The organism is Mycobacterium sp. NGS17, assembly GCF_059813205.1.
In genome coordinates this window covers 1-16,879 of sequence record NZ_JCALED010000012.1, presented here as the reverse complement: position 1 = coordinate 16,879, position 16,879 = coordinate 1, and the positions used below count along the sequence as shown (strand labels likewise).

At 64.7% G+C, this 16,879-nt stretch carries 4 protein-coding genes and 1 pseudogene; all 5 read right to left on the bottom strand.

What is annotated here, in order from left to right; all coding sequences use genetic code 11:
- Window positions 1-18 precede the first annotated feature (18 nt).
- Window positions 19-600 carry a carboxymuconolactone decarboxylase family protein gene (locus tag AC5Y7E_RS21935; RefSeq protein WP_499950746.1) on the bottom strand — a complete coding sequence of 194 codons (582 nt, stop codon included), beginning with the start codon at window positions 598-600 and terminating at the stop codon, window positions 19-21.
- Window positions 601-650: 50 nt separating this feature from the next.
- Window positions 651-2,375 carry an AMP-binding protein gene (locus tag AC5Y7E_RS21930; RefSeq protein WP_499950745.1) on the bottom strand — a complete coding sequence of 575 codons (1,725 nt, stop codon included), beginning with the start codon at window positions 2,373-2,375 and terminating at the stop codon, window positions 651-653.
- A gap of 115 nt (window positions 2,376-2,490) precedes the next feature.
- Window positions 2,491-3,882 (bottom strand): MFS transporter, encoded by a 1,392-nt coding sequence (locus tag AC5Y7E_RS21925; RefSeq protein ID WP_499950804.1) that lies wholly within the window; start codon window positions 3,880-3,882, stop codon window positions 2,491-2,493.
- Between the two features lie 327 nt (window positions 3,883-4,209).
- Window positions 4,210-8,718, bottom strand: a pseudogene (locus AC5Y7E_RS21920) (amino acid adenylation domain-containing protein); the annotation flags it as partial.
- Window positions 8,719-9,546: 828 nt separating this feature from the next.
- On the bottom strand, window positions 9,547-16,879 hold a 7,333-nt coding region (locus AC5Y7E_RS21915), incomplete at its 5' end, for an amino acid adenylation domain-containing protein (RefSeq protein WP_499921732.1).

Genomic DNA, 16,879 nt, shown 5'->3' with positions numbered 1-16,879 from the left:
GAGATACGAATTGATATGTCAATCGATTACGGCCTGCGTTGGCCCTCGGCCGTCCGGGGGCCAGCTGGACACGCCCTCTTCAAGCGGGACCTGCAGACTGTGCAGGATCGACGAGACCATCCGCCACGCGCCGATGGCGGTGACGAGCTCGATGAGAACCGTTGTGTCGCCGTTCAATTCACGTTCGCAGGCCGCCCAGCTGTCGGCGCTCACCGCACCGTGGAGCACCACGTCGTCGGTCGCGGCCAGCACAGCGCGCTCGGTGGGACCGAAGCCGGCGTGACCTTGCCAGTCGCGCACGCCGAGCAGATCGTCGGCGGCCACGCCCAGCCTCGACGCAACCCGCCAGTGCTGCGTCCATTCGTAGTCGCACGCGGTGAGCCAGCCGATTCGCATGATGACCAACTCGCGCAACCGGGGGTCGAGCGCGCCGTGCCACAGCATCGTCGCGAGCAGATCGTTGATGGCGCGCGCCAGCGGCGGATGGTTGAGAAGCACCTGAAAGATGCTGAGTTCGGCCATGTAGTTGGGCACTGCGGCTTCGTCGGCGGCGGCTTGGGCCTCACCGGGCGGCAGTCCCGGTACACGGGCTGTTGTCATTCTCTGAGCATCCCACGCGCCCGGCGCAAATTCCGCCGACGCCCCAGAGCCTAGGCGTCCAAGCGGGCGAACTGATTCTGCCGGTACTGCTCGACACAGGCCGCTCGCCTGACCTTGCCGCTGGTGGTGATCGGAATCGAGCCGGGAGCCACCACAACCAGGTCCGCCACGCCCAACCCATGTGAGTTGGATATCGCCGAGGCGACTTTGCGTTTGACGGCGACAAGCTTCTCCGCCGCGACCTCTGCGGAGTCGCCGTTCTTCTTGAATTCGATTATCGCGACCAGCTTTTCGGTCTCCTTGTCGGGAACCGCGATCGCCACACACCGGCCCCGCGTGATCTCTTGGATCGTCGCCTCGATGTCATCGGGAGAGTGGTTGCGCCCGTAGACGATCAAAAGATCCTTGATGCGCCCCATCACGAACAACTCGCCACCCGAAACGAAACCCAAATCGCCGGTCCGAAGCCAAGGCCCCTCGGGTGTGCCCGTCGACGGATCGACGAGTTTCGCGCGGAAGGTTTGTTGCGTCTCCTCGGTTTTGCCCCAATACCCCGACGCGACATTGTGGCCGTGCACCCAGATCTCGCCGGTCGTCCCGTCCGGACACTCGATGGCGGTCTCGGGATCGACGATCCGCACCATCGGCGAGGGCGGCAGCTCGTAGCCGACCAGCGGAGCACCCCCGCTGGCACAAGGTTCCGCACGCCCGGCGGACAACGCATCGGAATCGAAGCGGACCATCCGTGGGGGTTGACCCGAGGCGCTGGTCGCCACGTACAAAACCGCCTCGGCCAGGCCATACGACGGGCGAAGCACCGTGTGGTCGAGATTGAACTTGGCGAACCGCTCGGTGAAACGCCGCAGGGTCGCCGCATGTATCCGTTCGCTACCACTGATGAACGCCACCACGTCGCCGAGATCGAGCCCGGCCATGTCCTCATCCGTGGTTTTGCGCACCGCCAGCTCGTAGGCAAAGTTCGGTCCCGCCGTGACGGCGCGCCTGTGGGTCGCCATCAGCTGCATCCATCGCGCAGGGCGCTCCAGGAAAGCCACCGGGCTCATGAGAACGGCGTGCACTCCGCCGATCACCGGCTTACAGATTCCCGCCATCAGGCCCATGTCGTGGTAGAAGGGCAGCCACGACACCACAGTCATGTCCATGCCGGAATCGGCGAAGTAGGCCTGTACCCACTGTTGAAAATTGGCCAGCACGTTTTCGTACGAGATCATGACGCCGGCGGGCCGGCGCGTCGATCCGGACGTGTATTGCAGGTATGCGATATCGGACCTGCCGCTGCCGCCGTCGGACGCTGCTCTTGAGTCCAGGTCCAGGGCGTCGATCTCGATGACCGACGGACTGGAACCACCGCCGTTGCGCGCCTCGACGTACTCGGCGACATTGCCGACAACCGCCGACGTCGTGAGGATGACCGAGGGCGAGGTGTCCTGCAGGACCGCGTCCACACGCTCGTCGTGGACGCCGCCGGTGGGCGCCGAAAGCGGCACGGCGATAAGCCCGGCCTGCAATGCGCCGAGAAATGCGACGATGTACTCCAGTCCCTGTGGTGCCAAAATCACCGCGCGGTCACCGCTGGATGCGCTGCGGCCGAGTTCGTGTGCGACGTTTGAAGTCCGGCGATACAGCTGAGACCAGGTCAGGGTTTCGGGGACTCCGGCCCAATCCTGCTCGTAATCCATGAACGTGAACGCTGGGTCGTTGGGCTGCAAACTTGCACGTTCACGCAGCACATCCGGGATGGACGTCTCAAACACGTGCCTGAGATTACCGGGGCCGTCGCAGCGGATGTTCGGAAAAGGGCAAATTGGGTGGACAGTGGTTCACCCGGCGCCCGGCCGCGTTCGCAGGGTAAGCGAGGCGCGACGGTGACTACAGGTCAGCGGCCATTTTGGCTTCCTGCGCCCGCGCCACGTCTTGCGCGCTGTAGCCGATGAACAGCGCCACCGCCGCGAGCAGGACGACCGCCCCGGCGAGCCACAGCAAACCATAGGTATAGCCACGGTCGAGCGCATGGAGCTGGGCGGCGTTCATGGATTTCGCCGGGCCGCTGATGCCGCCCAGGGACAGTGTGTGGGAGGTGATGGCGGCCTGGATGACGGAAAGCACCACCGGCCCGCCCAGACCCTGCAGCACCACCGCGATGGCCGAGGTGGGCCCGATGCGATCGGGGCCGACGCTGGCGATCACCGACAGCGAAAGCGGCACCACGATCAGGGCGACGCCGACACCGGCGACGACGATCGGGAGCGCCAGGTTAGGAAAATATGGGACTCCACGGTGGAGATTCGACGCGTACAGAGCGCCGCCGAACATCAGGATGCTGCCGCCGAGCACGAGCGCCCGCGGCGGGAGCGACACCACCAGCCGCGAGGCCGCGCCGAGCCCGACGGCGGCCGCTACGACGAACGGGATGAAGGCGAGGCCGGATTGAAGCGTGTTGTAGCCCATGATGTCCTGCACGTATACGGTGACGACGAGCATCAGGGCCATGATCAGCCCGCCGGTGAGAAACAACGCCGCGAATGTGGCCAGTCGATTGCGCTCGGCGAACAAGCTGAACGGCAGCACCGGGTTCTCCGCCCTGCGCTCGACAACGGCGAAAGCGGTGAAAGCCGCCAGCGCCACCGCGCCCGCGCCGATGGTGCCGGCCGACAGCACTCCCTTCCCCGACTGCATCGAGAAGCCGAGGACCACCGCCGTCACACCCAGCGTGGCCAGCACGGCCCCCGCGACATCGAGCTTCATCCGCTCCTTCTGCGTTTCCCGAAGCGCGATGTGGGCTAAGTAGAGCGCCAGCAGCCCGATCGGCGCGGTCACGAAAACCGCCAGCCGCCAAGACACTTCGGTGATGATCCCGCCCACCACCAGGCCGAGCACGGAGCCGACGCTGCCCATCGCGGTGAACACCGCCATGGCGCCATTGCGTAAACGGCCCTTAGGAAAGGTCGTCGCGACGAGGGCCAAGCACGTCGGTGCGAGTATCGCGATCGCGACGCCTTTCAACATGCGCGCCACGACGAGGCTGCCTTCGTCCCACGCGATCGCGGACATCACCGATGCGACGGTGGAGAGCACGGTGCCAATGACGAAGGCGCGCTTGCGGCCGATGGTGTCGCCGAGGCGACCGCCGACCAATATCAATCCGTTGCAGGCCAACAGGGTGGCGAACACAACCCAGTTTCGCCCGGCGCTCGACAGGTTCAGCTCATTCTGGATCTTGGGAAGCGCCACTATTCCGATCGTCAGCTCTATCGACGCCATCAACTCCGCGCTGCCGAGAGCGACGATCGCGGCGATGAACCGGCCCCGTGGCAGTTCTTCGCGCGCAGAAGCTGTCTGGGCGACGGCATGGCCATTGCGAGTGACGTCGGGGCCGCTGATCCTGCGAGTGATGTCGTCCAGCGAGATCGTGCCGGCTCTGGGCCGATGGGAACCCCCCGCCATAGCGGGCTACGGTACAGCAAACGTGCAACGCGCAGGCCACGTTCCGTAAATCGCTGGGCTGAACCCATTTTGGCGGGCTCGGCGGCGAGTCGTTTTCTGTCTCGAGGCGTTCACCCCCGCGCGGCAGGGCCGTCAGCAATCCGCATATTGGCGCTGAAGCTCGTCTATCTGCTGCTGGCTGAGTCCGGTAAGCGCGATGTCGGAGGGAGTCAGCCCGCCCCCACCACGGCGCACGTGTGCGCAGATACCGGCGAGGGCGTCGAACCACAATTGGCCGAGCCGGGCTACCTGCGCATGATTGAGGGCCGAGGGCGCCCACGTCCAGTTGGCGTGCAAGCTCGGGCCCGTATCGGTGTCCATGGTGGCCGCATTGAGCTCTAGGGTGTGCATCAGCGGCATCGGGACCGCTGCGGCCGCCGCTGTCAACGACAAACTCTCGGGGCTGATCTGCCACAGATCACCCGAGGTTTGCGCGCTCGGCTCGCCGAACCGCCCCAGGTAGTTGAATCCGATTGCCGCATCAAACCCATCGAGGTCAACGTCGCTGTTCGAATACCGCAGCAGCCCATAGGTCACACCGTCCGGAAGGTCCCGCAGCTGTTCCTTGGCGCGTTTGATGAGCGCCCCCAGCGCGGCGTCACCCGATCGCACCTGTGCCCAGCTCAGCCGACCAACCGCCAACGACACCGGATATTGGGTGGTAAACCAGCCCACTGTGCGGGACAGGTCGATGTCGAGGCCCAACTCTTCCTGACGTCCGTGGCCCTCGACGTCGATGCCGATCGGCGACCCGCCGGTGCCTAGAAACTCCGCCAACGCCATCCCGAACGCGATCAGCAGAATCTCATTAACCCCGGCATGAAAGGCCGCGGGCGCCTCGCTGAGCAGCATCCGCGTGGTCTCGGGATCCAAATCGGCCGACAGGCGCCCCGCCGTGGCAAACGTGTCTACCGCCGGCTGCACCGCCGGCAACACCGAGGGCGTCGCGGCCACTTCCCGCCATCTCTCGGCCTCCTTGACAACCGCCGCGTCCCCCGCATACTCGGCCAGCAGCGACGACCACCGCGCAAACGACGTCCCACCCGCCGGCAACGCCATCGGCTGGCCGCTCTGGCGTTGTGCCCAGGCGATGTTGATGTCCTCGAGCAATATCCGCCAGGACACCCCGTCGACGGCCAAATGGTGAATGACCAACGCCAACTGCCCCGTCGAGCCCACCCATACGGCGCTGAGCATCACGCCGGCACCCAGGTTCAACCGCGACCGCGCCTTGACCAGCGCTTCCTCGGACATCACGTCCACCGATTGCAGGCAGCCGCCGGCATCGACGGCCCCCGCCTCGGGCACCTGCAGCGACCAGCCCCCGGCCCCATCGTCATCCACGCGGAGCCGCAACATCGCATGCCGATCCAGCAACGCCTGCAGAACCGCCACCACATCCGTCTCGCAGACCCGTGCGGGCGCCTGAATCACCATCGTCTGGTTGAACTGCTCGACCCCGCCGCCCACGCCTTGCAGCCAGCGCATGATCGGGGTGGCCGCCACGGGGCCCAGACCGTCATCGGCCACAGCGCCCTCACCGTCGACCACTCGCGCGACCCCCGCCAACCGGGCCACCGTCTGCTCGACGAACACGTCGCGCGGCCGGCACATCACCCCGGCCAGTCGCGCCCGCGCCACCACTTGCATGGACAAAATGCTGTCCCCGCCAAGCTCGAAGAACGACTCGTCAACTCCTACGCGCTCAAGGCCGAGCACCTGCGCGTAAATGGCGGCCAAGGTCTCTTCGACCGCGGAGCCCGGCGCGCGATAACCATCGACGTCCTGATATTCCGGTGCGGGCAGCGCACGAGTGTCCAATTTCCCGTTGACCGTCAACGGCAGCACGTCCAGCACCACCACCGCGGCCGGCACCATATACGCCGGGAGCCGATCCACCAGGCTCGCCCGCGCGGCAACCGGATCCACGACCCCGGTCACATAACCCACCAGACGCTTGTCGCCCGGACGGTCCTCGCGGGCAATCGCTACAGCCTGCTCCACCCCGTCCAGCGCGGCCAGTGCCGCACCCACTTCGCCCGGCTCAATCCGATATCCGCGAATCTTGACCTGCTCATCGGCACGCCCGTGGTAACGCAACTGGCCATCGGCACCCCAAGACACCAAGTCCCCCGTGCGATACATCCGGGCGCCAACCCCGCCGAACGGGGACGCCACGAACCGCGACGCCGTCAACTCGGGCCGGCGCACGTACCCGCATCCGACGCCTCGGCCCGCCACATACAATTCGCCGATCACACCGACGGGCACCGGCCGCAACCATCCATCCAGAACAAACAATGCCGCGCTGGACACCGGATAACCAATGGGCGGACCCGCGGAATCCGAACCGAGAGGGCTGGACATGGTGACGTCAACAGTCGTTTCCGTCGGCCCGTACTCGTTGATCAGGGTGGCGACAGGACCGTACCGGTCCACCAGTTCCTTTGTGCACGCCTCACCCGCCACCACCAGCGTCATCCCGCCCAGTTGATCGGGCGGGAGGGCTGCCAGCGCCGTGGGCGTGAATACGGCGTGGGACACCTGCTGTTGACTCATCAATTCAACTAGCTCCATGCCGGGAAGCGCTTGGTCCTCGACTGGGATCACCGCGGCGGCTCCAGACAGCAGCGCGTACCACAGATTCCCGACGGACGTGTCGAACGACAACGGCGCAAACTGCAGGATCCTGCTGGCGGGCGTAATGCCCAGACGTTCGACGTGAGTAGCGACAAGGTCGGCGATGCCGGTATGGGCAATGGCTACGCCTTTGGGGATGCCGGTGGTGCCCGAGGTGTAGATGATGTAGGCGATGTTGTCGGGCGCAGGCGCCGGCAGCCCCGTGCACGCACACGCCTGGATCTCGGCGGCACCGACATCGATGACCGGCAGATCACAGCCATCGAGGCGCTCCACCAAATCCTGGGTCGTGACCGCCACAATCGGCGCGGCATCGGCAAGCATGAACTCCAACCGCGCCGTCGGCAACGCCGGATCCATCGGCAAATACGCCGCCCCGGTCTTCAACACCGCCAAGATCGACACAATCGCCTCAGCCGAACGGGCAAACAACAACGCCACACACTGCCCAGGCCCCACACCCCGACCGGCCAGATGATGCCCCAACCGGTTGGCGGCCTCATCAAGCTCGCGATAAGTCCACCGGCGCTGCCCACACACCAGCGCCACCGCCTCGGGAGCGCGAGCCACCTGAGCGGCGAACAACTCCGGAACCGACGCCGAGGACCCCACCGCCGCGGCCAACACCGACCGATTACCCAACTCATCGAGCCGCGCCTGCTCGGCCCCATCAAGCAGACCCATCGACGACAACCGCCGCACCGGATCGGCAGCCATCGCCACCAACACCCGTTCTAGCCGCGTGGCCAACTCCCCGAGATCGCAATCGGGCAGCAACTGCCCCGCACCCGGCGTGGACAAAAACAGCTGATCCTCGTCCCGGAAAAAGACCAGCCGGAACTGATCCCCCAACCCGTCATGAGTCAACGTCGCCGTCACCGCAGAGCCATTGAGGTCCGAAAGGTGCGTGGTGGGGATGAAGTTGACGGCCACCCGATTCGACGCCTGCCCGGGACCCCGGAAATGCCCCGCATTCTCCAACGCGTGCACCGGGAACCGCTGATGCTGCAACGCTTCTCGAATCCGCCTGTCGACGTGTTCACAAAAGCCGGCCACCGTCGAACCCGGTGACGCCTTCAACACCAGCGGCACCGCCCCAGAGATCATTCCCGGCACCAGCTTGGACTCCGGCCGCACCCGCCTGCTCACCGGGAAATCGAACACGATCTCCGAATTCTCGATATCGCACCCGCCGACCAGCAGCGCACACGCTGCAGTAATCACCGACGACCGACGCATCCCGAACTTCCTGGCCAACTCGTCAATTCCAGCAACCGCCGAAGGGTCTAATTGCACCGGTGCCGCGGACTCGTTCTCGTTGGGACCTGTTACTGCTTCCACCGACCGATATTGCGACTCGCTTGCCGATTGGAGAATCCGGGTCCAATACTCCTGGTCATCAAGATAATCGCTGGAAGATTCATATTCCAGCTCACAGTCGATCAGATCAGACAGCGATCCAAAAAAGGTCGGCGGAATCGACGTTCCGGAGGTAATTGCGTTGTAGATGGTCGCGACCCGATGGCAAACAAGAGCGAGACTAATGCCGTCGACCACAATATGGTGGCAGCACGCGAACCAGTAGAATTCATTCACGCCAGTCTGAAACACCGCAAATTTGAATAGCGGCCCGCTGAGCGGCATCACTGTGCGTTGAATAGATGTCGCCAGTCGATAAGCTTCCCGCTCGGGATCCTGCGAGCGTGTGAGGTCATAACGGGCGAGCTCGACGTCGGGATCGTCGATCACCCTTTGGACGATCTGACCATCAACCTCGAAAAAAGCAGCTCTTAGTGGTTCGGCCTCACCAACCGCCTGCTGTACCGCGGTCTCGAACAAATCGACGTCGAGCGAGCCCGCGATTCGCATATACACGCCCAGCTGCCACCTCGCCGCGAAGCTGCCCGTCTCCTCCGCGAGCCATATATCCAGCTGGCCGCGCGTCAGTGGAAGTGGTCGGTCGTCCAGTCTCACATGCTCTCCCAAAGCGCACCCTTTACTCGTCAGCAACCCGGCAATACCGGTCCGCAAATATTTGCCTCTGCGTCAGCGGCTTTCGATTCCTTCGTCTACGTCGCCGGTTGCCAGTGCTCACGCAACAGGTGATTGTCGAACGAAGTTCTGCCGCAAACTGCTGGTTTGGTTATACTTGTGTTCAATACCTGCGGTCGGTATGACTGCTGTCAGCATAATGAAGGTCACCAAGCCGGACGCGGTTTTCAGCTAATGTGTGCGAGACCACAGTCATTCACCGCACGGCAGGTCAGGGGTGCGAAACGCAACCGCTACGCTGGCGGCTATCACTGGCCCGCCAAGCCATGCGGTCCAAGGGGCCAGGTACAGGGATAATTCGGTCGGAACTCGTGGGACCGGCGGATGCATCAGGCAACGCAGCTCGGCGCGCCGATGTATGACGACCTTCGTTATCACGGAAATCGGCAAACTCGCGCACGCGCGAGCGTCGCTCGCCGGACGGTTTCGAGAGCGGCTCCGGCTCGAACCAGTGGCGGCACCCGCTATGGCGCTGAGATGGGCGGCTAGGCGGAATTTATATGCGCAATCGTCAATTGCTGGGCTGGCGGCATGGCCCCAGTGCCGAGTTGGAAAGACGCTTTGCTGGCGTAAGTGGCTATTGTTGCCGGAAAAGTTGCCGACAACCGATCTCGGGCCGCATCGCCAATGACTAGGTGCACGACCTGGTCGATGACCAGCCGGCAGACGCACTCATCACACCGACACCCGCGGGCCTGCGCCCTCGCTGGAGCCCTACAGCACTCAAGGCCGCCACAGCGCACTCAACGGCTAGAGCAGGCCGAGCCCCTGCAAGTCGGTGACGTACCTGATGATGATCGGCGCCGAGATGTGCGGAATGTCGTTGTCGGGGCCGATCTTGGCTTCTTGCACCGCAGCACGGAATCGGTCGGCCGGTGCAACGGACGTGCGCTCGGGTTCGAAGGGCCGCACCTCGGCGGCATTGCGCAACACCGCACGCAACACATCCAGTATTGAGTGCTGGCGCTGTCGATCCGGCAGGGCAACCAATGCGGCCTCGAACTGCTCGACCCAGTCCGCAAAGTCATCGATGCGCCGGATCGGGTATCCCGCCTCGATCAGCCAGTCGACGTACTGGTCGAATCCGATCCCGTCGTCGTGCGGATTCATCACATGGTAGGTCTGGAACCCGCTGACCGTTTGGGCGCCGAGCGTGGCGACCGCTTCGGCCACAAATCCCACGGGCAGCCCGTCGTAGTGAGCACGCTGGCGGTTCCCGTTACTGTCGAGCTCGTACACGGAATGGGGTGCGATGCCAGTAGCGACGACGCTCAGTACCATCCGGGTGAACAGGTCCGGCACGTTGATCTGACCCTGGTAAGAGGTGTCGACCATGATCCTTCCGCTGCGGAACACCGCGACCGGCAGCCCACACAAATCGTTTGCCTCGCGCAACAGCACCTCGCCCGCCCACTTGCTGTTGCCATAGCCGTTGCCGTAGCTGTCGTCGATCGCGCGGGTGGGGCTGATGACCCTGATGTCGCCGTCCTCAGTGAACGCCGACGCATCGATCTGATCTCCTACGTTGACAGTCGACACGTAGCTGTAGGGCTTCATCTTCGTGGTGAGCGCGATGCGGATCAGCTCGGCGGTGCCCTCCACGTTGGGGCCGAACAGCTCGCTGTACGGCAGCAGACCGTTGACAAGGGCCGCTGAATCAATGATCAAATCGACTGTGGCCGCGAGCCGCTGCCAGGTCTGCTGGTCCAAACCGAGGTCGGCTTCGCCCTTATCACCCGCGATGACCTCTAAATGATCGGCTGCCAACTCACGGAAATAGGCAAGTAGGTCGGGGTCGCCAGAGTCGAAGACGCTCTCAAGACGCCGCCACGCATCCTCATTGGACTTAGCTCGCACCAGGCAAATCAGCGTGCCGTCCACTTGCTCTAACTGCTTCAAACATTCAAGAGCCAGGTAGCGCCCCAGGAAGCCGGTCGCCCCGGTTAACAGGATTGTCCGCACCTCGGCGCTTGGGCCAGGGAGCGTGGGGGCTCCGTTCAGCGTCCCGACATCGAGGAATTTATCCAGCGTGAGGTCACGAGCGTGCACTTCCGCAACATCGCGGCCGTGCACGGACACAAAGCTGTCCGAGAAGGTTTGTCTGGCCAGCTGCTGGCTCAAGCTTCGAACAGACGGCGCGTTGAACAAGGTCGGTACCGCCAGGCGCACGTCTAAAGACTTGTTAATTGCGGCGACCACCCGCATCGCCAACAGCGAATCCCCGCCCAGATCGAAGAATGACTCTTCGACCCCTACGCGGTCGAGGCCTAGCACCTGGGCGTAGATGCCTGCCAGGGTCTCTTCCGTCGCGTTGGCTGGCGCCTGATAATCGCCGGCATCTTGGTATTCGGGTGCTGGCAGGGCACGTTTGTCCAGTTTGCCGTTGACCGTCAAGGGCAGAGCGCCCACCGACACTACGGCCGACGGCACCATATACGCCGGCAGCACATCGACCAGAGCGTTCCGCACCGCCACCGGGTCCGCTGCGCCGGTGATGTAACCAACCAGGCGTTTGTCGCCCGGGCGGTCCTCGCGAGCGATCACCACCGCCTGCTCCACCCCGTCCAGACCGGCAAGGGATGCCTGCACCTCGCCCAGCTCGATGCGGTGCCCACGGATCTTGACCTGCTCATCGACGCGCCCGAGGTACTGCAGCTGTCCGTCGGAGCCCCACCGCACCAGATCCCCAGTGCGATACATGCGCGTCCCGGATGTGCCGAAGGGACAAGCGACGAAGCGCGACGCGGTCAAACCGCCTCGGCGCCAATACCCGGCGCCGACCTGCGGACCGGCCACATACAATTCGCCGACCACTCCGGCGGGCACCGGCCGCAACCACCCGTCAAGGACGAACAATGCCGCCGTCGGCAGTGGCGATCCGATCGGCACCGCGCCCGACCCGGGTTTCAGCGAGGCATTGATCGTGACCCACATCGTCGTCTCGGTCGGGCCGTATTCATTGATCATCACCCGTCCGGGCGCCCACCGATCCATCACCTCTGGCGGGCAGGCCTCCCCACCCACCAGCAAAGCCACCGACTCCAGGCCCTCTGGTGACAGTGCCCCGACCGCCGAGGGGGTTTGGCTGAGGACATTGACGCGCTGGGCGAGCAGTAGGGCGCGGAAGTCGTCCGGTGAGCTGGCGACCGACTCGGGCACAACCACCAGCCGTCCACCTCGGAGGAGAGCGCCGAAGATCTCCCAGCCCGAGATGTCGAAGCTATAGGAGTGCCACTGCGACCACACACGTTCGGGCCCCGACGGCAAACCTGTGCCGTCGAGTGAGTTGGCCAACTGGGTGACATTGCGATGGGTGATGGCCACGCCCTTGGGCACACCGGTGGTACCCGAAGTGAAGATGATGTAGGCAAGATCATCAGCCGCCGGCGCGGGCAAAGCGGAGGCGGGTCTGGCGTCCACCGGAGCGTTGACATCGATCACCGTCAGGTCGATCTCGTCCAGCCGGTCAGCCAACTCAGCGGTTGTGACCGCCGCGATCGGCGCGGCATCGGCAAGCATGAACTCCACCCGGGACCGCGGGTGCGCGGGGTCGATCGGCAGATACGCCGCGCCAGTCTTGAGCACAGCCAGTATTGACACGATCGCCTCGGCCGACCGGGAGAACAGCAATGCAACACACTGCCCTGGACCCGCACCCTGCGCAGCCAGCAGGTGCGCCAACTGGTTAGCTGCCTCGTCTAGCTCGCGGTAGGACCACGACCGTTGTCCGCAGACCAATGCCACGGCCTCCGGGGCGCGCGCCACCTGCTCGGCAAACAATGCGGGGATGGACACATCTGGCATAGCCGGCTGGGTCAACACCGCTCGGTTGCCAAGGTGATCCAGCCTGTCACGCTCGGCCGTATCGAGCAGATTCATCGACGACAACCGGCGCCCTGGATCAGCTGCCATCTCCAGCATCACGCGCTCTAGCCGCTCCATCAACGCGTCGATGCTTTCCGCATCAAACAGCTCGGTGTCGAATTCGACGCGGAGGTTCAGTTCACTACCCGGAACCGCCTGCACCGCAAGGGGGTAGTGGTTGTATTCGCGCGCAGCGAATTCAGTGATGGCCAGCTCACCGACACCCGACAATGCGGCCGTATCGACTGGGTAATTCTCGAACACGAGGAGGGTGTCGAATAACTGGTCATGGCCAGCCGCGCGATGGATCTCGCTCAACGCCAAGTGCTGGTGCTCAAGGGTCTGGTTGTGGACGTTTTGCAGCTGGCTCAGCAATTCGGCGGTGGTAGTGGCGGGCGTGATGTTCGCCCGGACCGGCACCGTATTGATCAGCAAGCCCACCATCGAGTCTGCGCCGGGCAGTTCGGCTGGCCGGCCCGACACCGGGACGCCGAACGCCACGTCGTGCTGGCCAGTGAGCGAAGTCAGCACCTGCGCCCAGGCGCCTTGCAGCACGATGTTGACTGTGGTGTGGTGCGAGCGCGCCAATTCGACGAGCGCCCGTGTCGTTACTTCCGGCACCCGGAACGATGCGACGCTCCGCCGTCCGACCCCGGGCCGGCTTGGCCCGGCGACCAGCGTCGGCGTGTTGAAGCCATCGAGCACGTCGCGCCAGGTCGTGAAGGCGGCATCGCGATCGCGATCCACCAGCCAACTGACGAACCTGCGATATGGGACCGCCGCGGGCAGCCGCTGACCGTGGTAACTGGCGAAGATCTCCCCCAACAGAACTGGCATTGACCAGCCATCAAGCACGATGTGGTGATTGCTCAGCACAAATCGGTGCCGGTCTTCCGCGATCCGGATCAACGCCACCCGAACTGGCGACTGGTCCAGGTCACAGGCGGCCGCGCGCTCCGCGACGCACACCTGCCGCACCTGCTCATCTACCTCGTCTTCTGCTGCGCTGAGGTCAACATAACGCCAAGGCACCACGGGATCAGCCGGGATGATCTGGACCGGTTCGTCGAACTCTTCGCTGAATCGGGCCGCCAGGTTCGGATGCCGGTTGATAACCGTCTGCACCGCGTCGCGCAAGCGCTGCTGGTGGAGTGGACCGCTCACGGTGATATCCAGCTGCACCGCATACAACTCACTCAGATCGCCGGGGCTTTGCGCGAAGCTGGCGTGAAATAGCATGCCCTCCTGCAATGGCGTGAGTGGTAACACGTCGGCAATCGAGTATTGCGTCTCGAGCTCGTCGATCTGTCGCTGGCTGAGCCTGGCAGGCGCGATATCAGAAGGAGTCAACCCGCCTCCGCCGCTCTGCACATGGGCGCAGATACCGGTCAGGGCGTCGAACCACAACTGGCTAAGCCTTCTGACCTGCGCTTCGTCGAGCGCTGAGGGCGCCCACGTCCAATTGGCATGCAGGTGCGGGCCGGAATCCGTATCCACGGTGCTGGCGTTCAGCTCCAGCGTGTGCGCCAACGACATGGGCACCGCCGCGGCAGCGACGGTCAACGACAAGCCGTCCTCGCTGACCCGCCACAGTTCGTCCGATAGCTGGGTCGCCGGGCCACCCAATCGGCCCAGATAGTTGAAACCGATCGGTGGATCGAACTCGCCGAGGTCAGCGTCGGCGTTCAGGTAGCGCAGCAGACCGTAGCTGAGCGGGTCGGGCAGGGCGCGGAGTTGTTCTTTGGCGTTCTTGATCACCGCTCCCAGCTCAGCCTCGCCGGCCACGATCTGCTCCCACGACAGCCCGCCCACGGCAAGTGACACCGGGTAGATCGCCGTGAACCATCCCACGGTCCGCGACAGGTCCACGTCGGGGGCCAGTTCGTCGTGACGCCCGTGTCCCTCGACGTCGATGCCGATCGGCGCGGCTCCGGTTCCCAGAAACTCCGCCACCGCCATCGCGAACGCGATCAACAAGATGTCTTGCACCCCGGCGTGGAACGCCGATGGCACCTGACCGAGCAGCATGCCGGTGGTGTCGGCGCCCAGCTCCACCGACAGCAACCCTGCGGTGGCGATCGTGTCCATCGCAGGCTGTACCGCTGGCAGCATGGCGGGAGCAGACTCCGCGACCTGCCGCCAGGCACGGGCCTGCTCTACTATTTCTGGGCGGCGCGCGTGCTCGGCCAACAGCGACGCCCACCGGGCAAACGACGTCCCGCCGGGTGGCAACGCTACGGGCTGACCTGAGTGATGCTGCGCCCAAGCGATATTGAGGTCTTCGAGCAGGATCCGCCAGGACACCCCGTCGACGGCAAGGTGGTGGATGATCACCACCAACCGCCCCGTGGAGCCCTCCCACACCGCGCTCAGCATCACCCCAGCGGCCGGGTTCAACGAGGACCGCGCCTCGACCAGCGCCTCTTCAGACAGGACGCCCACGGACTGCAGGCACCCGCCGGCGGCCACCGAACCCGCCTCGGGCACGTGCAGCGACCAACCGTCTGCACCGTCGTCCTCGACGCGCACCCGCAGCATGGCATGCCGATCCAGCAATGCCTGCAGCATCACCACGACATCGGCCTCGCCGGCTCCCACCGGCGCCTGCACCACCATGGTCTGATTGAACTGATCAACCGCACCATCCAGCCTGTGCAGCCAGTGCATGATCGGCGTGGCCAATACCTCCCCGACGCCCTCATCGATCACGGTTTCCGAGCCGTCGGTCACGGTGGCTACCCTGGCCAGCCGGGCAACGGTCTGTTCCACGAAGATGTCACGCGGCCGGCAAACCACCCCGACGGCACGGGCCCGCGCGACAACCTGCATCGACAGAATGCTGTCGCCACCCAGTTCGAAGAAGGAGTCGTCGACCCCGACCCGCTCCAGCCGAAGGATCTGCGCGTAGATGTCGGCCAGCTTCTCCTCGACGGCATTGGTCGGGGCACGGTAGCCACCGGCCTCCTGGTATCCCGGTGCGGGCAGTGCGCGGGTGTCCAGCTTGCCATTGGGAGTCAGCGGCAAGGCGTCGATCGGCACTATCGCGGCGGGGACCATGTACGCCGGGAGCCGCTCGGCCAGGGCCGTGCGCAGCGCGGCGGGCTCGGCGGTCCCGGTGACGTAACCGACCAGGCGCTTGTCGCCAGGGACGTCCTCGCGTGCGATCACCACCGCCTGCTGCACCTCGTCCAGCGCGGCCAATGCCGCTTGGACCTCACCGAGCTCGATGCGGTAGCCGCGGATCTTGACCTGCTCATCAGCACGTCCCAGATATCGCAGTTGGCCGTCCGCGCCCCACGACACGACGTCCCCGGTGCGATACATACGACTTCCGGACGCTCCCGCTCCGCCGAACGGGCAGGCCACAAATCGTGACGCCGTTAGCCCCGCCCGACCCACATACCCGTAGGCCAGGCCGGCACCGGCGACGTACAGGTCACCGACCACGCCGGCGGGTACCGGGCGCAACCAGCTGTCCAGCACAAAGAATCCGAGGTGGGCCAGCGGCACGCCGATCGGGCTGGCGTTTCGCTCGACGTCGCTGCTGACGATCTCCCTGAACGAGGCGTGCACCGTCGTCTCGGTGATGCCATACATATTGATCAGCCGGGCCAATCCCGGATGGTTGTCCAGCCACGTTGCCAGACGCTGGGGCTCGAGCGCTTCACCACCGAATACGACGGTGGAGAGCTTGAGTTGGTCTGCGAGTTCGGGGGCGAGCGCGTCGGCGGTCTGCAGTGCGTAAAACGCCGAGGGCGTCTGACTCAACACACTGACTTGTTCACGAACCAGCACGCTGAGCAGGTCTTCCGGTGAGCGGACCACCGACTCGGGCACAACCACCAGCCGGCCGCCGTACAGCAGCGCACCCCAGATCTCCCACACCGAGTAGTCGAACGCCAACGAATGACACTGCGACCACACCTGCCCCGAAAGTTCGAGGTCGGCGTCCAACGTCTCCAGCAGCCGGGTGACGTTGCGGTGACTGACGGCCACGCCCTTGGGGACACCGGTAGTGCCCGAGGTGTAAATGAGGTAAGCGATGTCGTCCTCTGCCGGCCCGGGCAGTCCGGTGGCCGGTTGGGTGCCGATGCTGGGATCGTTGACATCGATGACGGAGAGGTTGTAGCTCTCCAGACGCTCGGCGAGATCGGCGGTGGTGACGGCGACGACCGGAGCCGCATCGCCGAGCATGAAGTCCATCCGCGCCGCCGGCTGT